The 23,332-nt window shown below is 71.4% G+C and carries 18 protein-coding genes, 1 tRNA gene and 1 pseudogene; 12 read left to right on the top strand and 8 right to left on the bottom strand.

Translation table 11 applies throughout. The annotated features are described in order from the left end of the window. Nucleotides 1-370 precede the first annotated feature (370 nt). The 3 genes and pseudogenes from ABZT18_RS23535 to ABZT18_RS23525 all read left to right on the top strand — a co-directional run. Nucleotides 371-901 (top strand): annotated as a pseudogene (locus ABZT18_RS23535) (hypothetical protein); the annotation flags it as partial. A gap of 26 nt (nt 902-927) precedes the next feature. Beyond that, a complete protein-coding gene (locus ABZT18_RS23530) occupies nt 928-1,905 on the top strand; it encodes an ArsA-related P-loop ATPase (RefSeq protein WP_354994627.1) in 978 nt (325 codons plus the stop codon). Nucleotides 1,906-1,961: 56 nt separating this feature from the next. After that, nucleotides 1,962-3,110, top strand: a complete 1,149-nt coding sequence (locus tag ABZT18_RS23525; protein ID WP_354994628.1) for an ArsA-related P-loop ATPase — start codon at nt 1,962-1,964, stop codon at nt 3,108-3,110. Between the two features lie 6 nt (nt 3,111-3,116). Here ABZT18_RS23525 and ABZT18_RS23520 read toward each other — a convergent pair whose 3' ends face one another. Beyond that, entirely contained in the window at nt 3,117-3,437 is a 321-nt protein-coding gene (locus tag ABZT18_RS23520; RefSeq protein WP_354994629.1) for a WhiB family transcriptional regulator, read from the bottom strand. A 407-nt stretch (nt 3,438-3,844) separates the two neighbouring features. On the opposite strand from ABZT18_RS23520, the gene ABZT18_RS23515 reads away from it, so the two are divergent. Further along, nucleotides 3,845-6,277 (top strand): transglycosylase domain-containing protein, encoded by a 2,433-nt coding sequence (locus ABZT18_RS23515; RefSeq protein WP_354994630.1) that lies wholly within the window; start codon nt 3,845-3,847, stop codon nt 6,275-6,277. Between the two features lie 141 nt (nt 6,278-6,418). Here ABZT18_RS23515 and ABZT18_RS23510 read toward each other — a convergent pair whose 3' ends face one another. Next, a complete protein-coding gene (locus ABZT18_RS23510; RefSeq protein ID WP_354994631.1) occupies nt 6,419-6,874 on the bottom strand; it encodes a GatB/YqeY domain-containing protein in 456 nt (151 codons plus the stop codon). A 25-nt stretch (nt 6,875-6,899) separates the two neighbouring features. Between ABZT18_RS23510 and ABZT18_RS23505 the strand changes: the two genes are divergently transcribed. From ABZT18_RS23505 to ABZT18_RS23495, 3 genes are all read left to right on the top strand, one after another. Then, a complete protein-coding gene (locus ABZT18_RS23505) occupies nt 6,900-7,793 on the top strand; it encodes a metallophosphoesterase (RefSeq protein ID WP_354994632.1) in 894 nt (297 codons plus the stop codon). Nucleotides 7,794-7,988: 195 nt separating this feature from the next. Continuing rightward, a tRNA-Pro gene (locus tag ABZT18_RS23500) sits at nt 7,989-8,065 on the top strand. A 236-nt stretch (nt 8,066-8,301) separates the two neighbouring features. Further along, complete coding sequence (locus ABZT18_RS23495) at nt 8,302-8,814, top strand: VOC family protein (protein WP_354994633.1); 513 nt, start codon at nt 8,302-8,304, stop codon at nt 8,812-8,814. A 65-nt stretch (nt 8,815-8,879) separates the two neighbouring features. On the opposite strand, the gene ABZT18_RS23490 is transcribed toward ABZT18_RS23495, so the two are convergent. Continuing rightward, nucleotides 8,880-9,524 (bottom strand): class I SAM-dependent methyltransferase, encoded by a 645-nt coding sequence (locus tag ABZT18_RS23490; RefSeq protein ID WP_354994634.1) that lies wholly within the window; start codon nt 9,522-9,524, stop codon nt 8,880-8,882. A gap of 154 nt (nt 9,525-9,678) precedes the next feature. Here ABZT18_RS23490 and ABZT18_RS23485 point away from each other — a divergent pair, with 154 nt between their 5' ends. Continuing rightward, complete coding sequence (locus tag ABZT18_RS23485; RefSeq protein WP_354994635.1) at nt 9,679-12,264, top strand: AAA family ATPase; 2,586 nt, start codon at nt 9,679-9,681, stop codon at nt 12,262-12,264. Between the two features lie 76 nt (nt 12,265-12,340). Continuing rightward, nucleotides 12,341-13,165, top strand: a complete 825-nt coding sequence (locus ABZT18_RS23480; protein WP_354994636.1) for a class I SAM-dependent methyltransferase — start codon at nt 12,341-12,343, stop codon at nt 13,163-13,165. 6 nt (nt 13,166-13,171) lie between these two features. Here the strand turns inward: ABZT18_RS23480 and ABZT18_RS23475 are convergent, their stop codons facing one another. Further along, a complete protein-coding gene (locus ABZT18_RS23475) occupies nt 13,172-13,645 on the bottom strand; it encodes a hypothetical protein (protein WP_354994637.1) in 474 nt (157 codons plus the stop codon). A 151-nt stretch (nt 13,646-13,796) separates the two neighbouring features. Between ABZT18_RS23475 and ABZT18_RS23470 the strand changes: the two genes are divergently transcribed. Further along, a complete protein-coding gene (locus ABZT18_RS23470; protein WP_354994638.1) occupies nt 13,797-15,086 on the top strand; it encodes an MFS transporter in 1,290 nt (429 codons plus the stop codon). 322 nt (nt 15,087-15,408) lie between these two features. On the opposite strand, the gene ABZT18_RS23465 is transcribed toward ABZT18_RS23470, so the two are convergent. Further along, complete coding sequence (locus ABZT18_RS23465) at nt 15,409-17,115, bottom strand: bifunctional metallophosphatase/5'-nucleotidase (RefSeq protein WP_354994639.1); 1,707 nt, start codon at nt 17,113-17,115, stop codon at nt 15,409-15,411. A 282-nt stretch (nt 17,116-17,397) separates the two neighbouring features. Here ABZT18_RS23465 and ABZT18_RS23460 point away from each other — a divergent pair, with 282 nt between their 5' ends. After that, the gene (locus ABZT18_RS23460) at nt 17,398-18,192 is read left to right on the top strand and encodes an alpha/beta fold hydrolase (RefSeq protein ID WP_354994640.1); all 795 of its coding nucleotides are present in this window, start codon (nt 17,398-17,400) and stop codon (nt 18,190-18,192) included. 75 nt (nt 18,193-18,267) lie between these two features. On the opposite strand, the gene ABZT18_RS23455 is transcribed toward ABZT18_RS23460, so the two are convergent. Continuing rightward, nucleotides 18,268-19,047 (bottom strand): phosphodiesterase, encoded by a 780-nt coding sequence (locus ABZT18_RS23455; RefSeq protein ID WP_354994641.1) that lies wholly within the window; start codon nt 19,045-19,047, stop codon nt 18,268-18,270. A gap of 201 nt (nt 19,048-19,248) precedes the next feature. Between ABZT18_RS23455 and ABZT18_RS23450 the strand changes: the two genes are divergently transcribed. Continuing rightward, nucleotides 19,249-20,658 (top strand): sensor domain-containing diguanylate cyclase, encoded by a 1,410-nt coding sequence (locus ABZT18_RS23450; RefSeq protein ID WP_354994642.1) that lies wholly within the window; start codon nt 19,249-19,251, stop codon nt 20,656-20,658. A 157-nt stretch (nt 20,659-20,815) separates the two neighbouring features. Here ABZT18_RS23450 and ABZT18_RS23445 read toward each other — a convergent pair whose 3' ends face one another. Further along, nucleotides 20,816-21,877 (bottom strand): aspartate-semialdehyde dehydrogenase, encoded by a 1,062-nt coding sequence (locus tag ABZT18_RS23445; protein WP_354994643.1) that lies wholly within the window; start codon nt 21,875-21,877, stop codon nt 20,816-20,818. Between the two features lie 5 nt (nt 21,878-21,882). Beyond that, on the bottom strand, nt 21,883-23,148 hold the full coding sequence (locus ABZT18_RS23440) for an aspartate kinase (protein ID WP_354994644.1): 1,266 nt from the start codon (nt 23,146-23,148) through the stop codon (nt 21,883-21,885). Nucleotides 23,149-23,332 lie beyond the last annotated feature (184 nt).

The raw sequence follows: 23,332 nt of genomic DNA, 5'->3' as shown, positions 1-23,332 counted from the left end.
TCCGGTCATCGACCGCTACCCTTCCGGTCGGACGGTCGCGCAGCGCCCGGCCGCCCGCTCGATCACGCTCGACGCCAGGGGTGGCGGCGGGCGCCGCACCCCCGGGGGAAAGACGATGACCCAACCGCCCAGCGGCGACCAGGCCGGCCCACCCGCCCTCCCGCCGGCCCACCCGGATCCCACGGGCCAGCCCGGCGCTCTGGCCATCCCCGGCCAGCCGGCCCCCAGGCCGTCCAGGCCGCTCGCGCTCCCCGCACCACCCGCCCCGGCGGCACTCCCCGCCCACCCGACCGTCCCCACGTCGACCTTCCCCGGGCAGTTCGGCGGTGCCGGCCAGCCGGATGGACCGGGCGGCTCCCCGTCAGCCGCGGCACCGACGCAGCCGGGCACCCAGGACCCCTCCGCGATCCCGCCGCCCCCGGCGGGTTACCCGCCCTACCAGGGCACCGTCGAGCCGAAGAAGAAGCGCGGGTTGCTGATCGCGGCGATCGCACTGGTCGTGATCATGGTGCTCTGCGTGGGCGGCGGCGCGGTGGCGTTCCTGACCCTGCGCAACGTTGAGGACGGCGAGGGCGCCAAGGAGCCTGCGGTCGCCGTCGACGAGTTCCTCACCGCGGTCTACAAGGATCGCGACGCGGCCAAGGCGACCAGCCGCGTCTGCGCCGCCTCCCGCGACGACGAGAAGATCGCCGCGAAGGTGGCCGAGGTGGAGAAGTACGCCTCCGAGTACCAGAGCCCGCGCTTCCGGTGGACCACCCCGAAGGTGGACAACCAGACCGGAGACCGGGCCACCGTCTCCACCCGGGTCACCATGACCACCTCCGACGAGCGGGTGGCCGACCAGGACCTGCGCTTCACAGTGGTGCAGAAGACAGGTTGGTGGGTCTGCGAGGTCGCGTGACCGCCAACCCTGGATAGGCTCGACGGGTGCGTGCAGCTGAGCGGCCGTCCGACCCGGCCGGTACCGGATGGTCGGCCCGTCTCCACGTCGTGACCGGAAAGGGCGGCACCGGCAAGACCAGCGTGGCGGCGGCGCTGGCGCTGGCGCTGGCCGCCGGGGGCCGGCGCACCCTGCTGCTGGAGGTCGAGGGGCGCCAAGGCATCGCCCAGCTCTTCGGCATCGATCCGCTGCCGTACGAGGAGCGACACCTCGCCGACGCCCCGGACGGCGGCGAGGTGCGCGCGCTGGCGGTGGACGCCGAGGAAGCGCTGCTCGAGTACCTCGACATGTTCTACAAGCTGGGTGCGGCGGGCCGGGCGTTGCGCAAGCTCGGCGCCATCGACTTCGCCACCACGATCGCCCCCGGCCTGCGCGACGTGCTGCTCACCGGCAAGGCGAAGGAGGCCACGACCCGCACCTCGGGGCAGCGGCGCGTCTACGACGCGGTGGTGCTGGACGCCCCGCCGACCGGGCGGATCGGTCGGTTCCTCAACGTCACGGCCGAGACGGCCCGGCTGGCCAAGGTGGGCCCGATCAAGACCCAGAGCGAGGGGGTCGCCGCATTGTTGCGCTCCCCGATCACCGCGGTGCACGTGGTCACGCTGCTGGAGGAGATGCCCGTGCAGGAGACGGTGGACGCGATCGCCGACCTGACCTCGCTCGGCTTCGGCATCGGAAAGGTGATCGTCAACGGCACTCGACCCCCGCTGCCCGCCGGCCGGGCGGTCACCGCGGCCGAGCTGAAGCGCGGGCTGGTCGCCGCCGGGCTGCCGGCCGATCGGGACATTGTGGCCGGGTTGCACGACGAGGCGCGTGACCAGCTCATCCGGCGCGAGCTGGAGGATTCGCTCCGGGCCGACCTGGTGGAGCTGGGGCTGCCGATGGTCGAGCTGCCCTTGTTGCCCGACGGGGTCGACCGGGCGGGGCTCGCGACACTGGCTCAGGCCCTCGTCCGGGCCGATTGACTCACACCTGAGCTCTGCGCGGGCGCTGGACCCACCCGGCCCGATACGCTCGATTGGTGCCTTCCGAAGACGCGGCGCCGCAGCTGGACGTCGACCAGATCCTCGCCGACCCGGGCGTGCGGATCGTCGTGTGCTGCGGTGCCGGCGGGGTCGGCAAGACGACCACAGCCGCGGCGCTGGCGCTGCGGGCCGCCGAGCAGCACGGTCGGCGCACGGTGGTGCTCACCATCGACCCGGCCCGCCGGCTGGCCCAGTCGCTCGGCCTGACCGAGCTGGACAACACTCCACGCCAGGTCAAGGGGATCGACGTCGAGGCCAGCGGCGGCGAGCTGCACGCCATGATGCTGGACATGAAGCGCACCTTCGACGACGTGGTGCTTCAGCACACCGACCCGACGAAGGCTGCGGAGATCTTCGCGAACCCGTTCTACCAGGCGATGAGCTCGACCTTCGCCGGCACGCAGGAATACATGGCGATGGAGAAGCTGGGCCAGCTGCACGCCCGTGGCGAATGGGACCTGATCGTGGTGGACACACCACCGTCCCGCTCGGCCCTGGATTTTCTGGACGCGCCGGCCCGGCTCTCCCGTTTCCTCGACGGCCGGATGCTGCGGCTGCTGCTTGCCCCGGCGCGCAGTGGTGGGCGGAGCATGTTCAGCCTGGTCACGGCCTCGTTCGGGATGTTCTCGAAGGTGGTGCAGAAGGTGCTCGGCGCACAACTGCTCACCGATCTGTCCGGCTTCGTGGCCGCACTGGATTCGATGTTCGGCGGTTTCCGGCAGCGGGCCGAGCAGACGTACCGCATCCTTCAGGCGCGGGAGACGGCCTTCCTGCTGGTGGCGGCACCGGAGCCGGACGCGGTCCGGGAGGCCGCCTACTTCGCGGGCCGTCTGCGGGACGAGCGGATGCCGCTGGCCGGTCTGGTGCTCAACCGGGTGCACCGAGCCGTGGTGCCGCAGCTGGATGCCGAGCGGAGCCGGGTCGCCGCCGAGCGGCTGACCGAGCTGGGTGGGCATGAGGCCACCGCCGACGTGCTGCGGGCGCATGCGGCGCTGGCCCGTCAGGCGGTACGCGAGCAGCAGGTCGCCGCGCGGTTCACCGAGGCGTTCCCGGCGGTGCCGGCGGTGTCGGTAACGGCGCAGCCCGCCGACGTGCACGACGTCGACGGGCTACGGACGATCGGTGCGGCGATCAGCCGGTCGTGACCGGCGTCAGTTGGCCGCACTGACGAGGATCTTGTCCTTGCCGGCCTTGTCCTTGCTGTTCTTCTTCATCGCGGCCTCGAACATCTTGCGCCAGCTCGTCACCTGCGGGTGACGACGCAGCAGTGCCCGCCGTTCGCGTTCGGTCATGCCGCCCCACACACCGAACTCGATCCGGTTGTCCAGCGCGTCGGCCAGGCACTCGTACCGAACTGGGCAGCTCCGGCAGATTCGCTTCGCCACGTTCTGTTCGGCGCCCTGTACGAACAACGCGTCCGGGTCCCCGTTCTGACATGCCGCCAGCGTCGGCCAGTCAGTGATCATGCCCATGTGTACACGTCCCCCCTTGCAGTACCTACCGACCTCGTCGATGCACGCCAGCCGGCAATTCCCCCCGATCGCCCGGCCCGCCTTCCCCAAGGCGGCGCGGACGACATGTGGCGCTGTCGCCGCCCCCATCATGCTCTGTAGTCGACTGATTACGCAACGTTGTCGGCTAAATCCATCATTCCGGACACTCCCGGCTTCCCGGGCCTTCGCCCGCCGGTTACCCCGCCGAGGTCAGCGATAACGCTGCGCCGCCTCCTTGAATCGGAGGAGACTCACGCCAGGTCACACGCAACCAAGCACGGGGGGTCGTGCGTTTAGCACAACGAGGGCAGCGCACGCAGGAAATGGGGAAAGAACGCCCCAGCGCCCCTCGTTCCCTACTCGCGTACCCTGCTGAGGTGACCTGGATGCGGAAACGTGACCACAATGTGCTGACCAACGCCGCATCGCTACTCGTATGTGGCCTGCTGGCCGGCGTGGTGGTCGCTGCGGCGGCCTTCCCCGCAGTGGCGATGTCCGGCTTGGCCGCCAAGGCCGGTGCCCAGACATTCGGCGCCCTGCCCACGGAGCTGACGGTGGCCCGCGCGCCGCAGATCAGCTACCTGCTGGCTTCGGACGGCAAGACACCGCTCGCGACCATGTACGACGAGAACCGGCGCGACGTGAAGCTCGCCGACATCTCGCCGTTCATGCAGAAGGCCATCATCGCGGCCGAGGACCATGACTTCTACAAGCACAACGGCGTCGACATCAACGGTGTCGCCCGCGCGTTCGTCAACAACCAGAGCGAGGGCTCCGGCCGGCAGGGTGCCTCGACGCTGACCATGCAGTACGTCCGGCTGGCCATCGCCTACTCGGCCACCCACCCGGCCGACGTGGTCGCGGCGACCGAGGACACCAGCGCCCGCAAGCTCCGCGAAATGCGGCTGGCTCTCCAGGTCGACAAGGAATTCTCCAAGGACGAGATCCTCACCCGCTACCTCAACCTCGCCTCGTTCGGCAACGGCGCGTACGGCATCTTCGCCGCCAGCCAGGTCTACTTCGGTAAGCCGCCGAGCAAGCTCAAGATCGAGGAAGCGGCGCTGCTGGCCGGCATGGTCAAGGCACCGACGACGAACGACCCGACCACCAAGGCCGGATACCCGCTCGCCCTGGACCGGCGCGACTACGTCATCCAGAACATGGTCGACATCAAGGCCATCACCCAGCAGGAGGCCGACGCCGCCAAGGCGACCAAGCTGGCAGTGAAGGACAAGCGCACCCCGAACGGCTGCGTCGCCGCCAACGTCAACAGTTGGGGCTTCTTCTGCGACTACTTCTACCGCTGGTGGATGGATCAGGAGACGTTCGGTTCGACCACGTACGACCGGGAGCGGCGACTGAAGAGCGGCGGCTACACCGTCGTGACCTCGATCGACGTCCAGGCGCAGAAGGGCGCGGACGCGGCGGTCCGCAGGGCCAAGAAAGAGACCAGCAAGGAAGCCGCCATGGTCGCGGTGGTTGAGCCGGGCACCGGCCGGGTCCGGGCCCTCGCGGTCAACCGGCAGTTCAAGCTGGACGACCCGAAGAACCCGAAGAACAAGATCTCCAGCGATCCCGCGAAGAGCAAGAAGGGCATCCGGGGCAACTACCCGGCGACGGTCAACCCGCTACTCACCGGCGGCAACGGCATCACCGGATACCAGGCCGGCTCGACCTTCAAGATGTTCACCATCGTGGCCGCGCTGGAGAAGGGCATTCCCCTCAGCTACACCATCAACGCGCCAAAGCAGTTCAAGTCGGAATACATCATCCAGCCGGGCCCGGCAGCCTGTCCGGGGACCAACTTCTACTGCCCCACGAACTCGACGGACAGCATGGCCGGCGTGCACAACATGTGGAGCGCGTTCGGCAGGTCGGTCAACACCTTCTTCGTGCCACTGGAACAGCAGGTCGGTGCGGAGAACGTGGTCAAGGCCGCCAAGAGGCTGGGCATCAACTTCCGGTCCCAGGAGGATCTGGACCTGGAGAAGGGTGCGCACCAGTGGGGTGCGTTCACCCTGGGTGTCTCGCAGACCACCCCGCTGGATCTGGCCAACGCCTACGCGACACTGGCCGCCGACGGCACCTACTGCGAGCCGATCCCGGTGCAGGAGATCCGCGACCCGGAGGGCAAAAAGCTCGACATCGCCAACCCGCGCTGCGAGAAGCGGTTCAGCACCGAGGTGGCCCGCGCCGCGGTGGACGCGGCCCGTTGCCCGGTCGGTGATCGGTCGTCCTCATCCCGGTGCACCGGAGCCACCGCCGGCAACGTGCGTGGCGCCGTCGGTGCGCCGGTGGCCGGCAAGTCCGGCACCACCGACTCAGAGAAGACCGCCGCCCTGGTCGCGATGACCAAGCAGTACGCGGTCGCCGGCATCATGGCCGACCCGGACTGGCCGCAGACCAACGTCAAGATGAAGCACGGGGAGAAGGACGGCATCAACCCGCCGGTGTGGGAGACGCTGCGGGACGCGATGAAGGGCAAACCGCGGATCGGTTTCGAGCCGCCGGGCCAGAAGATCTCCGAGGGTGACCAGCGCAGCATCCCCGACGTGAAGTGTGTGTCGGTGGATCAGGCGAAGTCCCGGCTCAAGGGCGCCGGCTTCGAACCGGTCGTCTCCGAGGCGAGGGTGCCGTCGTCCTGCAAGGCCGGCGACGCGGCCGGCACCAGCCCGGACGGACGCACGATAAAGGGTGGCCTCGTCACCATCCAGGTCAGCAGCGGTGGCGGTAGCACGCCGGACAACAAGCCGGGCACGCCGGGTCAGCCCGGCAACCCGCCCGGCCGACCCGGCGGCGGCGGTCGCCCGGGCGGCTGAGCAGACGAGTAGGACACAACGGGCGGGCACCCTCTCCGGGTGCCCGCCCGTTCGTCTGTACGGACTATTGGCTGGCTGCGGCTACCGCCCCTGATCCGGGCCGGTGATCGCGACACCGCCGATCGGGGGCGCGCCGGTCGGTCAGAGGCCGAGCTGCCGGCGTACCTCGGCTGCCACCCGACCACCCTCGGCCTGGCCCGCCACCGCGGCCTGGGCCGCCTTCATGGCCGGGCCCATCTGGGCCTTTCCGGTGAAGCCGCCCGCGGCGAGCGCCCCCGACACCAGCTCGGTCAGCTCGGCCTCCGAGAGCTGCTTGGGCAGGTAGCGGTCCAACACCTCGCCCTCGGCGGTCTCCTTGGCGGCCTGCGCGGCGCGGCCGGCGTCGCCGAACGCGGTGGCCGCCTCCCGGCGCTTCTTGGCTTCCTTGGTCAGCACCGCGAGCACCTCGTCATCGGTGAGCTCGCGCTTGGCCTTGCCAGCGACCTCGGCGGTGCCGACGGCGGCCAGGGCCATCCGCAGCGTGGAGGTGGTCAGCTCGTCGCGCGCCTTGAGCGCGGAACGCATGTCGGCAGTGAGGCGGTCCTTCAGCGTGCTCATGGACGGTCAAACTACCCTGAACGCCATGCGAAAGCGCACACTATTCCGGCTCGCCGCCGGAACCGCCACGGTCGGCGCGGCCACCCTCGCGTACGCGTCGCTCATCGAGCGCAACATGTTCACCCTGCGGCGGTACGACGTACCGATGCTGCCGGCCGACGCGGAGCCGCTGCGCGTGCTGCACCTGTCGGACCTGCACATGATGCCGGACCAGGCGCGCAAGCAGCGCTGGGTGGCGTCACTGGCCGCTCTCGACCCCGATCTGGTGGTGGTGACCGGCGACAACATGGCGCACCCGGACGCGGTGCCGGGAGTGCTGCGGGCCCTGCAACCGCTGCTGGACTACCCGGGCGCGTTCGTGTTCGGCTCCAACGACTACACCGGGCCGGTGTTGAAGAACCCGTTCACCTACTTCCTGCCCGACCGGGAATACACCGAGGGTGTCGAGCTGCCCTACGAGGAGCTGCGCCAGGTGTTCACCGGCGCTGGCTGGACGGACCTCAACAACGCCCGGACCACGCTGAAGGCCGGCGGCCGGCAGCTCGACCTGGTCGGCGTGGACGACCCCCACATCGACCGGGACGACTACCCCGCCGTGTCTGGCGCTGTCTCATCCTCGTCCGACCTGTCCATCGCGCTGGCGCACTCCCCCGAGCCACGGGTGCTCGACCAGATGGCCGCGGACGGCTTCGGGCTGCTGCTGGCCGGGCACACCCACGGCGGTCAGGTCTGCGTGCCGGGCTTCGGGGCGCTGGTGACCAACTGCGGTCTGCCCCGCTCGATGGCGCGCGGTCTGCACCGCTGGCCGGGCTCGGACTCCTGGCTGCACGTCTCCGCCGGGCTGGGCACCCACCCGACCGCTCCGGTCCGCTTCGCCTGCCCCCCGGAGGCCAGCATCCTCACCCTCATCCCCCGCTGACCCCGCGCCGGGCGCCGCGCTTGGCGCTCCGCTTCAAGATCCGCACAACTTCCTGGAAATAGGGGTCTCAGCGCGCCGTGAGGCCACTACATCCTTGAAGTTGGGCGGATCTTGGCTGCTCCGGGCTGGGCCCGGCCGGCGGGGGTACCGAGTTTGACCATCGGGGCGGGTGGGCTACTATTTGTCGGCACGCCTCGGGGTGTGGCGCAGCTTGGTAGCGCGCTTCGTTCGGGACGAAGAGGTCGTCGGTTCGAATCCGGCCACCCCGACCAGGTCAGAGGGCACATCAGATCCATGGATGTGCCCTCTAGTGCGTCCTAGGTGACCAACTGGGTGACGACGCCTCAGCGGTCAGCGTGAAAATGCGATTCATGGCCGCCGCACATTGACGCGACGCCGGTCGACGCTGATGGCGGTGGACCGGCTCGGTCACGATGGTTCGGGAGTGCCCGCACAGGTCGGCGGCCTGTGTCCGCGTGCCAGAGCAGCCGCCAATACGGGAGCCGCAGTGCTTGAGCCTGCCGTTACGTCAGTCCTTATGGTCGGCCGCATGGACAACATCACACCCGAGGTCACGCGTGACATCTACGGAATGCCGACGTTCGCGACGTTGACGGTTGCGGATATTGACCGCACCGTCGACTGGTACGTCAACGGGCTTGACTTCATCTCGCTGTTCACTATGCCCGGCCCCGACGGTGTCCCCGCGCTGGTTCATCTTCGCCGCTGGCGATACCAGGACATCCTGGTGCGCAGGGGAGTCGCGCCGGTTGGCGGTGAGTGGACCATCAGCTTCATGGCGATCGCCGAGCAGTTGGATGCGGTCGCCGAGCGCGCTCGGAGGCATGGCGGCGGCGACGTTGACGGACCAGCCGCAACGCCGTGGAACACTCGCGACCTGCGGCTGACCGACCCGGACGGGTACACGGTCGTCTTCACCGCCCGCCGCCCTGAAGGAGAGCGTGACGAACGCTTCAACGCGATGATGGAGCAGGAGGCCCGCCGCCAGCTCGGTGGCTGAAGACGGTGCCCGATCCGCCGGAGGCCACGGCTGCGGGGTCGACCAGATCATGGTGTCGAGGTCAGCTAGGGCCGTCTGCGTGCGAAGAGAAACGCCCCATGCCTGCTCTCATCCGGGCGGTGCAGCATCTGGGCCTCGACGGTGAACCCGGCGTCGTTGAGCCAGGCTGCGACCCGGTCGGGCGGGCGGCGGTGCACGTACACGTTCATCGGGTGACCGCCGTAGCCCTGCGTCTTCAACCGATGCTCGTCGCCGACGTGAAAGGCGAGCAGCACGATGCCATGGGGACGCAGTACCCGGTGGAAATGTGCCAGGACCGTGGGCACCTCGTCGTCGGGAATGTGGATGAGTGAGAACCAGGCCAGAATGCCGGCAACGGAGGAGTCGGCGAGGTCGAGATCCGTCATGGAGCCCACCTCGAACCGCAGTCCGGGATGGTCGCGCCGGGCGATGTCGATCATTGCGGGCGACAGATCGACACCGATGACGTCGACACCGAGGCCCTGGAGGTACGCGGTGATCCGTCCCGGTCCGCAACCGATGTCGGCGACGGGTCCGCCGCCGCTGCTCCGGGCCAGTTCGGCGAACAACGCCAGGACTGCCCGTTCGTACGGCGCATCAGAGAGTGCCTCACGCAGCAGGTCGGCGTAGCTCTCCGCCACCGTGTCGTAGGACGCCCGGGTGTCGGCGAGCCAGCCGTCAGCGCTCATCCCGGGCACAGTAGTGCAGTGATCAGCAGTGCGCCGGCCCGGCAGGAGTGACGCCTCGGCCGACGGGAGACCAGCACTTCTGGCAGCCAAAACGTGCGGATGCCGCCGTCGCGGCTGATGTTTGAGCGGCACCCGCTGACTAGCATCGACCTCGATGGAGCTGCTGGAGCGCGCGGACGCGCTCGCCACCCTGGACGGGCTGCTGGCCTCCCCCGGCGGTGCGATCGCGCTCGTCGCGGGTGAGGCGGGTGCCGGCAAGTCCGCCCTGGTCGGCGCGTTCGCCGCGACGACCAGGGCCAGGGTGCTCTGGGGCAGCTGCGACCCGTTGCTGACACCTCGGGCGCTCGGCCCGCTGCACGACGTCGCCCGCCAGGTGGGCGGGGTGCTCGCGGACCGACTGACCGCGCTGCACGCGGTGGCGGAGGCCGAACGGCGGGGTGCCGTGTTCGACGCGCTCCTCGACGAGCTGACCGATCTCCGGCCGGGCCGCCGGACGGTGCTGGTGGTGGAGGACGCGCACTGGGCGGACGGGGCAACCCTGGACCTGATCGCGTACCTGGGGAGGCGGCTGGCCCGTCGCCCGGCGCTGCTCGTGCTGACCCTGCGCGACGACGAGGTCGGGGCGGAGCATCCGCTGCACGCCGTACTCGCGGGCCTGCCCCGTCCGCTGGTCCGCCGCCTGCCGCTGCCGGCGCTGTCGACCGACGCGGTTGCGGCGCTGGCCCGCGCCGCCGGCCGCGCCCCGGACGGGTTGTACCAGGCCACCGGCGGCAACCCGTTGCTGGTCACCGAGGTGCTGGCCGCAGCCGGCTCGGGCGTGCCGCCGACCGTACGCGATCTGGTGCTGGCTCGGCTGGCCGCGCTGCCGGCGCCGGCCCGGGAGGTCGCGGCCCTGGTTTCGGTGGTCCCGTCCCGGGTCGAGCCGTACCTGCTGAACGATCACCCGCCGGCCGCCGTGCAGGAATGCCTGGACCGGGGCGTGCTGGTGTCGGTCGGCAACGCGGTGGCGTTCCGGCACGAGCTGCTGGGTCGGGCGGTACGCGAGTCGCTGTCCCCGGTGCGTCGGGTGGCGCTGCATGCCGCCGTACTGGCCCGGCTCACGCCACGCGCGGACGTGGACGCCGCCCGACTGGTGCACCACGCGCATCATGCCGACGATCCGGAGGCCGTGCTGCGCTGGGCGCCCGTGGCGGCCGAGCGGGCCAGCCGGGCGGGCGCCCACCGGCAGGCTGCGGACCACTACGCCGTCGCGCTCCCACACGCCGCTGACCTGCCCACACCACGCCGGGCGGAGCTGCTGGAGGCGTACGCGACGGCGGCGTACCTGGCCGGGCGGGCCGCGCAGGCGCTGGACGCCCGCTCGGACGCGCTGGTCCTGCGGGAGGCCGAGGGCGACCCGCTGCGGATCGGCGAGAACCTGCGCTGGGTGTCCCGGCTGTGCTGGTGGACCGGGGACAGCCCGGCAGCGCGGGCGGCGGGCACCCGAGCGGTCCAGGTGCTGGAGTCCACGCTTCCCGGCAGGCAGTTGGCGATGGCCTACAGCAACATGTCGCAGCTGCTCATGCTCGCCGACGACAACCTCCGGGCCATCGACTGGGGTGACCGGGCCCGGGAGCTGGCCCGCCGGCTCGGTGACGTGGAGACCGAGGCGCACGCCCTGGTCAACGTCGGCTCGGCGCGCCTCCAGGGCGGGGACGTCGCCGGCCTCATCGAGCTGGAAGGCGGGTACGGGCTGGCCGTCGCACACCACCTCGACGATCACGCGGCGCGCGCGCTGGTCAACATGGCCACCATGGCGGTGGAGTGGCATCGGGTCTCGCCGGCCGCCGAGGCCCTGGACCGGGCGCTACGGTTCACCACCAGCCGGGACCTCGACGGGTACGCCCGGCACCTGCTGGGCTACCGGGCCCGACTGCGGTTGGCCACCGGAGACTGGCCCGGCGCGCGCTCCGACGCCGAACGGGCCTTGGCTGGCACCGCGCAGCCCGGCGGGAGCCTCGTCCCGGCCCTGGTCGCGCTGGGTCGGCTCGGTGCCCGCCGAGACGAACCGACCACGCACCTGGACACGGCGGCGCGCTGGGCGGTGCAGAGCCGGGAACTCCAGTTCGTGGTGCCGGTCGCGGCGGCGTTGGCGGAACGGCACTGGCTGGCCGGCGAGCCAGGGCCGGCGGTCGCCGAACTGCGGCGTGCGTACCGGCTCGCGGTCGAGGCGTGCCAGCCCTGGTTCGCCGGGGAGCTGGCGTACTGGCTGTGGCGGGTCGGCGAGCCGGTCGGAGACACCGGCGCGCTGGCATCGCCGTACCGGCGGCTGATCGAGGGCGACTGGGCCGGTGCAGCCGAGGAGTGGCAGCAGCTCGGCTGCCCGTACTCCCGGGCGGAGGCGCTGGCCTGCGGCGACGACCCGGCGGCCGGCGAGGCGCTGCGGTTCCTGGACGGGCTGGGCGCGGTGGCCGTGGCCCGACGGGTCCGCGCCGACCTACGCGGACGCGGAATGGCCCGGGTGCCGAGGGGGCCGCGACCGGGGACGGCCGCGCACCCGACGGGCCTGACCCCCCGACAACGGGAGGTGCTCGCGCTGCTCGCCGACGGGCTGAGCAACGCCGAGATCGCCGCCCGGTTGTCGCTCTCCCCGCGAACCGTCGACCACCACGTGTCCGCGGTGCTGGGCAAGCTCGCGGTGCCCAGCCGGGGCCATGCGGCCGCCACGGCCCGCCGACAGGGGCTGCTACCGCCAACATAGGTGTTTCTGCCGATCCCCGAGGGCGCCGCCACACCTAGCGTCGATGGCACCACCAACCGTCCGAGGGGGACCACCGATGACTACCGCACTCGATCTCAGCGCCGTGAAGGCACGCCAGCAGGTGACCTGGGCAAGCGGCGACTACGGGGCGGTCGCCGCGCTCATCCACCCGATCTCCGAGGCGCTGGTGACCGCGGCCGACCTGTCGGCCGGCGCCCGCGTGCTGGACGTGGCGACCGGCTCCGGCAACGCCGCCATCGCCGCCGCCCGCTGCGGTTGCGTCGTGACCGGCGTCGACTACGTACCCGAACTGTTGGAACGGGGCCACGCGCGGGCTGCGGCGGAACGGCTCCCGGTCACCTTCGTGACCGGTGACGCGGAGCGCCTGGCGTACGCCGATGGCTCCTTCGACGCGGTGCTCTCCGTCGTCGGCGTGATGTTCGCGCCCGACCAGGAGCGGGCGGCGGCCGAGCTGGTCCGGGTCTGCCGGCCCGGTGGCACGGTGGCGCTGGCGTCGTGGACGCCGCAGGGGTTCATCGGCGACCTGTTCCGCACGGTGGGTCGGCACGTGCCGCCGCCGGCGGGCCTGCGCCCGCCGGTCCAGTGGGGCGACGAGGCCCGGGTCCGCGAGCTGCTCGGCACAGCCGTGGGTGAACTGCGGGCGGTACGCCGGGAGTTCGTCTTCCGCTTCGGCACTCCGGAGGAGTTCGCCGACTTCTTCCGGGCCAACTACGGACCGACGTTGAAGGCGTTCGAGGCGCTGCCCGAGGAGCGGCGACCGCAACTGCACGCCGACCTGGTGGAGCTGGCCCGTACGCACAACCGCGCCACCGATGCCACAGTCCGGATCCCGGCGGAGTACCTGGAGGTCGTGGCGCAGCGAATTCCCGACCCCGCCTGACGCGCGTCAGTCCTGTCGTTCGGTGCGCTCGATCTCGGCGAACGCGGCGGCCAGGTAGTCGTCCAACGACATGCTGGTCGCCGCCAACAGGTCGGCCACGAGCAGCGGGGCGTGCCGGGCCAGGGCGGACGCGTCCGGGCGCGACTCGTCACCCTCGGGGTCGTACACCCCCAGTGCGCCGGCCAGCAGGACCAGCACCACGTGCGGGTCCACGTCCGAACGCCACCGCGTCGCGTCCTGCACGCAACGGGTCAGCACCTGGCGGATGTCGTCGCCGGTCAGCCCGTCCGGATGGCTCTCCTCCAGCAGCAGCCGGACCACCGCGCCGAGCACCAGGCCGGAACGCTCGTCCGCGGCGAGCCCACCGACCGCGTCGTCGTACGCCTGACCGTCGCGTGCCTGGGCGGCGGCGACGGCCGCGGTGGCGGTCACCGCGATGGCGCGGGCGGTAGCGGGCAGGTGTCGCCAGGTGCCGGTCATCGGGCCAGCATCGCAGACCCGGCGGACACCGTCTGACCACCGTGGGGCCGAGTGGATCATCGTGGAATTGGTCACCCGCCGGTCTCGGCCGTAGCGGGGCACCGCCAAAAGGGTTCGCGCGGTGTCACACCTGACGAACAGAATGCCGGACATGCTGCGTCGTGCCCTGCCCCGCCGTTCGGAAGCTCGCCGGATCCTCATCGGCACCCTGCTGTCGGCGATGGGGCGCGGCATGACCCTGCCGTTCCTGTTCATCTACCTCACCGACGTACGCGGGCTCACCGACACCCGCGCCGGGCTGGTGATCGGCTGGTACGGCGCGGTCACCCTGGCCCTGTCCCCGCTGGGTGGGACGCTGATCGACCGGATCGGCGCCCGCCGCGTGGTGGTGCCCTGCCTGCTGATCGAGGCGGTCGGCACCGGCTCACTCGCGCTGGTGAACTCGACCGGGTCAGCCCTGCTGGTGATGACGGTGATCGCCATCGGCAGCTCGGCGATCTGGTCCGGGCAGAACACGATCCTCGCGTCGCTGACCGACGACGACGAACGGCAACGCGTCTTCGGGCTGAACTTCGCCCTGCTCAACCTCGGCATCGGCATCGGTGGCATGACCTCCGGCGCGATCGTCGACACCGCCCGGCCCGGCACTTTCCAGGCGATCTATCTGCTGGACGCGGTGACCTATCTGCTGCCGGCGCTGATCCTGCTCACGCTGCCCGGCGTCGGCCACCGGCTCGGCAACCGTCGAGGCGTCGACGAGCCGTCGCCAGGCGGCTACCTGACCGTGCTCCGCGACCGCCCGTTCCGTCGGCTGGTGATCTTCGGGCTGATCCTCACCACCTGCGGGTACGCGCAGATCGAGGTGGGCTTCGCCGCGTACGCGGTGCGGGTGGTCGAGGTGAACCCCCGGGTGGTGGCGTGGGCGCTCGCGGCCAACACCGTGATGATCGTGCTCGCGCAGCTCCTGGTGATCCGCCGGATCGAGGGGCGTAGCCGTACCCGGGCACTGGCCGTGGTGGGCGCGGTGTTCGCCGCCGCCTGGTTGGTCCTCGGCGCGGCCGGCCTGGTCAGCGGGGAAAACGCCCTGATGGCCGCCCTCTGCGTAGTGGCCTGCTCGGCGATCTTCGGCTTCGGCGAGACGATGCTGTCGCCGGTGATGCCCGCGCTGACCAACGCGCTGGCCACGGACGAACTACGCGGCCGGTACAACGCGATGAGTTCGATGATCTTCGGGATCAGCGGCGTGATCGGCCCGGTGACCGCCGGGCCGCTGCTCGGCGCCGCCAACGGCAAGGTCTGGGTGGCGACGGTGGTCGGCGGCTGCCTGGTCGCCTCGCTGGTCGCGCTCTCCCTGCGCAGACTGCTCAGCGCCGAACAGGACGGCCGCGTAACGACTACCCCGGCGTCCCCCGCCCCGGCTCCGGCCCCCACCCCCGCCTGACGTCGCGACACCCATACCCCGCCGCCCGCACCCCGCCGTCGCCCGCGCCCGTCGCCCGTCGCCCGCGCCCGTCGCCCGCGCAAGATCGTGCTCGATCCTGGATGTAGTGGCCTCGGCCGGGCTTCCATGCCACTACTTCCTGGTTCGAGCACGATCTTGCGCAGGCGGGCGCGCGGCGCGAGCGCGGACACGGGGCGCGGGGTCCGGGGCGCTGCGCGGGGTCCGGGTCGCGTTGGCGGCCGCAGGTGAGGAACAGCAGTGCCCTGGGACGGGTCGGGCCCCGGAGCGGATGCTCCGGGGCCCGACGTCGCGGGGTCGGCCGTCAGGCGACGGGGACCTCGGCGGTGGTGCGGATCCGGTCCAGCGTCGGTGCGGAGACCGGCGACTGGGCGGTCAGGTACGCCACGAACGCGTCCAGGTCGATCTGCGCGGTGACCAGGTTCGTCCCGCCGGTGAGGGCGCTGAACCCGTCGCCGCCGCCGGCCAGGAAGTTGTTCACCGTCACCCGGTAGGTGGCGGCGGTGTCGACCGTGGTGCCGCCGAGGGTGAGGCTGCCCCGGACCACTCGGGTGCCGGCACACGGGTCGGCCGTGGGGGCCGTGGTGCCGTTCGGGTCGACCACGTAGCCCACGGTCGCCGACGGGTACAGCGTTCGGCCGGTGACGAACTGCTGCTCCAGGACGCAGTAGAGCTGCGCTCCGGTCAGGTCCAGCGTCACCAGGTTGTTGGCGAACGGCTGCACCGTGAACGCCTCCTCGTAGGTGACCGGACCGGCGTCGAGGTCGGCCCGGACCCCGCCCGGGTTCATGAAGGCGGCGACGGCACCCTGCTCGTCGTCGGTGGCGGCGAGCTGCGCGTCGGCGATCAGGTTGCCCAGCGGGGACTCACCCAGACTCGTACCGAAGAGGGTTTCCTGGCTTCGGGTGATGGCCTGGGTGGTCTCGCCGACCTGGCGGCCGGCGACCGGGCCGAGCACGGTCTTGTACCGGTTGATCAACGCGGTCTGCTTCGGGTCCTTGGCCACGTCGCGAGTGACCACGACGTTCTCCGCGCTGGCGGAGAGCACGTCCCCGGTCCGACGGTCGATCTTGAGGTCGATGTCGGTGACCAGGCGACCGAACGAGCTGGCACTGGTGACCAGCTTGCCGTTGATGTCGCAGTTGTACGCCTGGTGGGTGTGCCCGCTGACCACCACGTCGATCGACGGGTCCATCCGGTTGGTGATGTCCACGATGGGCCCGGTCATGCCGACGCAGTCGTTGATGCCACCGGTCGCCGCCTGGGTGCCACCCTCGTGCAGCAGAACGACGATCGTCTCCACGCCCTGGCGGCGCAGCTCGCGGGCGTACCGGTTGGCGGTGACCGCCTCGTCGGCGAAGCTCAGGCCGGCGACGCCCTGCTGGCTGACGATCTCCGGGGTGCCCTCCAGGGTCATCCCGATGAAGCCGACCTTGACGCCCTGCACCTTGTGGATCGCGTACGGCGCCATCAGCGGCTTGCCGGTCGCGGTCTTGAAGGCGTTCGCGGACAGGTACTTGAAGCCGGCGCCCCGGTACGGGGTGCCGTCGGCGCAGCCGTCGACCGGGTGGCAGCCGCCGTTCTGGATCCGCAGCAGCTCGGCGGCGCCCTCGTCGAACTCGTGGTTGCCGACGCTGGCGTAGTCCAGGCCGGCCATGCTCAGCGCCTCGATGGTCGGCTCGTCGTGGAACGCGGCGGAGAGCAGCGGCGACGCGCCGATCAGGTCACCGGCGGCGACCGTGATGGTGTTCTTCTTCTTGGCTGCGGCGCGCAACTCGGCCAGGTGGGTGGCCAGAAACTCGACGCCGCCCGCGGTCTGCCCGGCGATGGTGCCGCTGGACCCGCTCGGCGGTTCGAGGTTGCCATGGAAGTCGTTGAGGGCCAGCAGGGTGACGTCGACCGGCTTCGGTCGCGCGTCGGCTTGCTCAGGGTTGGTGGCGACCGCGCCGAGCGCGGCCACCGCGAGCGCGGTCAGGCCGACAGCGGCCCGACGCATCCCGGGTATGGACATGGAACTCCTTGTGAGAATCGGCGCGTGCGGTGCCCGGACGGTGGGTCGACCGGGCCGCCGACCGACGCCGTCGGAAGGGTCGATCGCGGATGGCGGCGATTGGGGATGACCGCCTGCCCCGACAGCCTCTCATCCGGACGCCGACCGGTCGACCCAGGCAGCACATCAGAGCTGCGGGTACGCCCGAACCGGGATCGACCGGCGTTTGGTGCCGTCCGCCGGACATGGTCGGACCCAGGGTCTAGAAAGGACGGGACAGCCAGCGCGGACGGAGGCGGCATCGTGAGCGGAACGACACCGATGGTGGAGCAGGTGCGATCGGCGGATGGCACGCCCATCGCGTTCGAACGGTCCGGGGCCGGGCCCGCGATCATTCTGGTCGGCGGCGCGTTCAACGACCGCAACACGACCCGCGCGCTCGGTGCGGCATTGGCACCGGATTTCACCGTGATCGGCTACGACCGCCGGGGGCGGGGCCACAGCGGCGACACCGCACAGTACGAGATCGGCCGGGAAATCGACGACCTGGCCGCCGTGATCGCTGCGGCAGGTGGCGCCGCGGCGCTCTACGGGATCTCCTCCGGCGCGGTCCTGGCCGCCCTCGCCACCGCACAGGGCCTACCGGTGACCGGGTTGGTCCTGTTCGAGCCGCCGTTTCAGGTTGGCACGCACGTGGGCGTCCGGAAGGACATCACCGCGCAGCTCATCGAGCTGATCGCCGTGGACGACCGGGACGGCGCGGTGGAGACCTTCCTCAGCGCCTCGGTGGGGCTGCCGGCCGAGGCGGTCGCCGGGATGAAGGCGCAACCGATGTGGGGCTCACTGACCGCGATCGCGCACACCCTGCCGTACGACGCGATCGTGACCGCGGGAGGGCGACTGCCCACCGACCTGGCGGCGATCACCGCGCCGACCCTCGCGGTGGACAGCACCGGCAGTCCACAGTGGCTGCGGGACGGGAGCCGGGCCGCAGCCGAAGCGGTTCCGGGCGGCCGGTCCATCAGCCTCGACGGTGGCTACCACGAGGTGCCGCCGGCGACGCTCGCTCCCGCGCTGCGCGAGTTCCTGCTCGGCTGACGGCCGCTGGCCGGCCGCCTCACCGCCGGTTCGCAACGGGCGTGAGTAGGCACCCGCACCACAGGACGGGCGCTCTCAGAAGCCGCAGGTCTGGCCGGCGGAGTGGCTGACCTGCACGGTGTGTGTCACGCAGCCGCCCGCCTCGACCAGGTGCAGCAGGAAGGCGGTTGGCTCGTCGACCCAGCCGATCTGCTCGTCGGCACTCATGGTGAGCGTGCTCTGCTTCCAGGTGCTGGGTGCCACGGTGAGGACCGTGCCGGCGTACGCCGAGATGACCGGGCGGTGCAGGTGGCCGGCGGCGACCCGGACGACGTGCCGGTGCCGACCGATCACCTCGGCGAGCGCGTCCCCGTCGGTGAGCCGGACGGAATCGGCCGCCGGGATGCCGACCGCGACCGGCGGGTGGTGCAGGCAGACCACGGCGGGCACCTCGGGCCGCCCGGCCAGCACCCCGTCGAGCCAGCCGAGCTGCTCCTCGCCGAGCTGCCCGCTGCTGCTGCCGGGGACGAGCGAGTCGAGCACCACGACCGTCGCCGCCTCGTGGTCGACGTGGTAGTAGGCGGAGAAGCCTCCCCCGAGCCACGGCGTGCCCCCGAATGCGTCGAGCAGCGACTCCCGGTCGTCATGGTTGCCGGGGACCAGGTGCACCGGCAGCGGAAACCGGCCGATCAGCTCGCGCAGCGCGGCGTACTCGTCGGGCCTCCCGTGGTCGACCAGGTCGCCGGTGATCACCACGCAGTCCGGTCGGGGTAGCAACGCCAGCACCCGGCCGAGCGCGCGGTGCAGCCCGGCGGCCGGTTCGGCGGCGAGCAGGCCGGTGGTCAGGTGCGGGTCACTGAGCTGGGCGATGAGCATGGGCTCGCCTCCTCGGCGCCGGGAGCTCCACGCTATCGCCGGGCGCAGCACCACGGAGGGCTCGCCGCCCACAGGCTGCGTCCACAGCCTGTGGATAGCACGTGTGTACGAAGCTCGGTCGACCCTGTTCCGCCGTGAGTACGCTTGATCGCGTGACTCGGAGTCGGCCGAGCCCCCTCCCCTACCTGGAACGACGTGCGAGTGGATCATCAGCTAGTCATCCGTGACGTCACCGTCCGCCTACCCATGGCGTCGAGCGCGCTGGAGGCCTGTCGATGGACGGTCACCGCGCTGTCCCACCACACCCCGGCGACCATCTCCGTGCTGCTCGCCGTCCATGACCGCCTGCGCTGCGTAGCGGCGACCGGGGCCTGGCAGGTCTTCGCCACCGTGCCGGCACGGACCGGCATCGTCGGCAGGGTGTACGCCAGCGGCACCCCCGCCGTCGTCCCGGACGTCACCGTCGACCCGGACTACCTCCCGGTACGCCCGGACGTGATCGCCGAGCTGTGCGTACCGGTGCTGGACCCGGCGGGCCGGGCGATCGGCGTACTCGACCTGCAGTGGAGTGAGCCGATCGACCTTGAGCCGTGGCGGGAGACCGCGCAGCGGCTGGCCGACCGGCTCGGCGGCCGGATCGCCGCCCTCGGTGGCCCACCGGAGGAGAGCCGCAGCGAGAAACTGCTCCGGCACACTGCCGCACTCTCCTCCGCGCCGACCGAGGGGGAGGTGATGGGTGTGGCGGCCTGCGCCGCCCGGGAGGTCTCCACGCTCTCCACCGCGGTGCTGCTGATCGCCGACCAGCTCGGCCCGCCCCCGGTGGCGCCAAGCGACCTGGAAACCCGGATCCGCGCCGAGCTGACCGAGGCGGGTCCGGCCGCGCTGAACCAGATGATCGACAGGGCACACCGGTACGGCGCCGGTTACACGCTGGGCGAGGCGGGGCACCCCCCGACGGAGGACTACCGACCGCTGACCCGGGCGGGCGTGCGCACGCTGGTCGCCGTCCCGGTCGGGCCGCCGGACGCCGGCGGGGTGCTGCTGGTCGCCGACGAACGTGCACTGCATCCGGACCCGACCACGATCAGCCTGATGGAGTTGCTCGCCGGGCAGGCCTGGACGAGCCTGGACCGGCTACGCACGCTGTCCCGGCTGCGGGAGCAGGCCAGCTCCGACCCGCTGACCGGGTTGCGGCACACCGGCCCCTTCGGGCAGCGGATCGCGGCCGCCACCCCGGGGCGTACGGCCCTGCTGGCGATCGACGTGGACGGCTTCAAGACCGTCAACGACACGTACGGCCACCAGGCCGGCGACCGGGTGCTGGTCCGGTTGGCACGGGCGTTGGAGGGGGCGCTGCGGCACGGCGACGAGCTGTACCGGATCGGCGGCGACGAGTTCGTGGCGGTGATCGAGGTGAGTCGCCCCGAGGAGGCGGTCCGGATCGCCGAGCGGCTGACCGAGGCGGCTCGGCGCATCGGCCGCACGATCAGCGTGGGCGTCGCGCTACCCCGCCCCGGCGAGTCCCCCGATCGCACCCTCCGCAGAGCCGACCAGGCCCTGTACGCCGTAAAACGCCAAGGCCGAGACGGCGTACACCTCTCCGCCGCGTAACCCCGCCCCCACCCCCCACCCCCCACGCCCCGCGCGCCCCGCGCGCCCCGCGCGCGCCCCCACCCCCAGCTCTCGTCGATCTAGGGCATATTGCTGCGGCAGGAGATCAACTCACGACGATATGCCCTAGATCAACGTGGCCTACGGGCGCGGGGGGTTACGGGGTTTTTAGCTCTTTGGCTAGGAGTTCGGCGATCTGGGCCGTGTTGAGGGCGGCGCCCTTGCGGAGGTTGTCGCCGGTGACGAAGAAGTCGAGTGCGCGGGGGTCGTCCAGGGCACGGCGGATCCGGCCGACCCAGGACGGGTCGGTGCCGACCGCGTCGATGGGCATCGGGAACTCCCCCGCCGCCGGATCGTCGACCAGGATCACCCCGGGTGCGTTGCGCAGCGCCTCACGGGCCCCCTCTGCGTCCACCTCGGTGCCGAAGACCGCGTGCACGGCCACCGAGTGGCCGGTGACCACCGGCACCCGGACGCAGGTGGCGGACACCTTGAGGTCGGGCAGGCCGAGGATCTTCCGCGACTCGTTGCGGATCTTCATCTCCTCCGATGACCAGCCAGCGTCGGCCGGGGAGCCGGCCCAGGGCACCACGTTGAGCGCCAGCGGCGCCGGGAACGGGCCCAGGTCGTCGCCGACCGCCTGTCGTACGTCACCGGTCCGCGAGCCGAGCGCCCGATCCCCGGCGACCTTGGCGAGCTGGTCGTGCAGGATGTCCACGCCGGCTTTGCCGGACCCGGAAACCGCCTGGTACGAGGCGAGCACCAGCTCCCGCAGGCCGTACTCGCGGTGCAGTGGCGCGACCGCGACGATCATCGCGAGGGTGGTGCAGTTGGCGTTCGCGATGATGCCCCGGGGGCGGTTGCGAACCTGCTCGGGGTTGATCTCCGGAACGACCAACGGGACGTCCCGGTCCATCCGGAAGGCCCCGGAGTTGTCGACCGCGATCGCGCCTCGGTCGACGGCGATCGGCGCCCACTCGGCGGAGACCTCGTCGGGTACGTCGAACATCGCCACGTGGACCCCGTCGAACGCCTCGGGGGTCAGCGCCTGGACGACGAGTTCCTCGCCCCGGCAGCGCACCTTGCGCCCGACCGAGCGCTCGGAGGCGAGCAGCCGGATCTCGCCCCAGACGTTGCGGCGCCCGGTGAGCAGCTCACACATCACGGTGCCGACGGCACCGGTCGCTCCGACCACGGCGAGGGTGGGCAGCGCCGTCATCGGCGCTACCTACCCGTCCCCGCGTAGACCACGGCTTCGGTGTCGCCGCCCAGCTCGAACGCGTCGTGGATGGCGCGGACGGCGGCGTCGAGGTCGGTGTCCCGGCAGACCACGGAGACCCGGATCTCGGAGGTGGAGATCATCTCGATGTTGACCCCGGCCGCGCCGAGAGCGGCGAAGAAGCCGGCGGCCACGCCGGGGTGCGAGCGCATGCCGGCACCGATCAGCGAGACCTTGCCGACGTGGTCGTCGTAGAGCAGGCCCTTGAACTTGACCGACTCCTGGATCTTGCTGAGCGCGGCCATCGCGGTCGGGCCGTCGGTCTTGGGCAGGGTGAACGAGATGTCCGTCCGGCCGGTGCCCTCGGTGGAGACGTTCTGCACGATCATGTCCAGGTTGATCTCGGCGCCGGCGACGGTGTCGAAGATCCGCGCGGCGGCGCCCGGCTCGTCGGGCACCCCGACGATCGTGATTTTGGCCTCGCTGCGGTCGTGCGCGACCCCGGTGATCAGTGCCTGCTCCACGGAAAGGTCCTCCATCGATCCGGTGACCATCGTGCCGGTGTTGGTCGAGTATGACGAACGGACGTGGATCGGCAACCCCGCCCGGCGGGCGTACTCCACGCTACGCAGGTGCAGCACCTTCGCGCCGCAGGCGGCCAGCTCCAGCGTCTCCTCGTAGGTGATCTGCTTGATGTGCCGGGCGTTGGGCACGATCCGCGGGTCGGCGGTGAAGATGCCGTCCACGTCGGTGTAGATCTCGCAGACGTCGGCGTGCAGGGCGGCGGCGAGCGCCACGGCGGTGGTGTCCGAACCACCCCGGCCCAGCGTGGTGACGTCCTTGGTGTCCTGCGAGACGCCCTGGAAGCCGGCCACGATGACCACCGAGCCCTCGTCGAGCGCGCCCTTGAGCCGCCCGGGGGTGACGTCGATGATCCGTGCGCGGCCGTGCACCGAGGTGGTGATCACGCCAGCCTGCGAGCCGGTGAACGAGCGGGCTTCGTACCCCAGGTTGTGGATGGCCATGGCCAGCAGCGCCATGGAGATCCGCTCCCCGGCGGTGAGCAGCATGTCCAGCTCGCGGCCCGGCGGCAGCGGGCTGACCTGATTGGCCAGATCGAGCAGCTCGTCGGTGGTGTCCCCCATCGCGGAGACCACCACCACCACGTCGTCGCCGGCCTTGCGGGCGGCGACGATGCGCTCGGCCACCCGCTTGATCCGCTCGGCGTTGGCGACGGAGGACCCGCCGTACTTCTGCACCACGAGTGCCACGACGGTGCACTCCCTCCCAGCGACCCTGAGCGTGCCGACGCCGCCGGAACCGGGGCCGGCGGCGCGTGTCAGACCCCTTGAGGGTATCCGGCGGGTAACGACGCCGGGTCAGGTGATCCCACCATCCGGCCCGCGAGAGGCCAGCCGGGCCGGTCCCACCAGGTCGAAGGGGTACGCGGGGACG

It is taken from the genome of Micromonospora sp. NPDC005291, assembly GCF_040607415.1.
Classification (GTDB): domain Bacteria; phylum Actinomycetota; class Actinomycetes; order Mycobacteriales; family Micromonosporaceae; genus Micromonospora.
The sequence above is the reverse complement of the archived record's forward strand: the minus strand, read 5'-3'. Positions and strand labels throughout refer to the sequence as shown.

Excerpts from the sequence above, each read along its gene's own strand:
- ABZT18_RS23455 (WP_354994641.1), bottom strand. The coding sequence starts at position 19,047 with ATGCTCATCGCCCAGCTCAGTGACCCGCACCTGACCACCGGCCTGCTC.
- ABZT18_RS23470 (WP_354994638.1), top strand. The coding sequence starts at position 13,797 with ATGCTGCGTCGTGCCCTGCCCCGCCGTTCGGAAGCTCGCCGGATCCTC.
- ABZT18_RS23505 (WP_354994632.1), top strand. The coding sequence starts at position 6,900 with ATGCGAAAGCGCACACTATTCCGGCTCGCCGCCGGAACCGCCACGGTC.
- ABZT18_RS23465 (WP_354994639.1), bottom strand. The coding sequence starts at position 17,115 with ATGTCCATACCCGGGATGCGTCGGGCCGCTGTCGGCCTGACCGCGCTC.
- ABZT18_RS23485 (WP_354994635.1), top strand. The coding sequence starts at position 9,679 with ATGGAGCTGCTGGAGCGCGCGGACGCGCTCGCCACCCTGGACGGGCTG.
- ABZT18_RS23445 (WP_354994643.1), bottom strand. The coding sequence starts at position 21,877 with ATGACGGCGCTGCCCACCCTCGCCGTGGTCGGAGCGACCGGTGCCGTC.
- ABZT18_RS23475 (WP_354994637.1), bottom strand. The coding sequence starts at position 13,645 with ATGACCGGCACCTGGCGACACCTGCCCGCTACCGCCCGCGCCATCGCG.
- ABZT18_RS23515 (WP_354994630.1), top strand. The coding sequence starts at position 3,845 with ATGCGGAAACGTGACCACAATGTGCTGACCAACGCCGCATCGCTACTC.
- ABZT18_RS23510 (WP_354994631.1), bottom strand. The coding sequence starts at position 6,874 with ATGAGCACGCTGAAGGACCGCCTCACTGCCGACATGCGTTCCGCGCTC.
- ABZT18_RS23520 (WP_354994629.1), bottom strand. The coding sequence starts at position 3,437 with ATGGGCATGATCACTGACTGGCCGACGCTGGCGGCATGTCAGAACGGG.
- ABZT18_RS23490 (WP_354994634.1), bottom strand. The coding sequence starts at position 9,524 with ATGAGCGCTGACGGCTGGCTCGCCGACACCCGGGCGTCCTACGACACG.
- ABZT18_RS23480 (WP_354994636.1), top strand. The coding sequence starts at position 12,341 with ATGACTACCGCACTCGATCTCAGCGCCGTGAAGGCACGCCAGCAGGTG.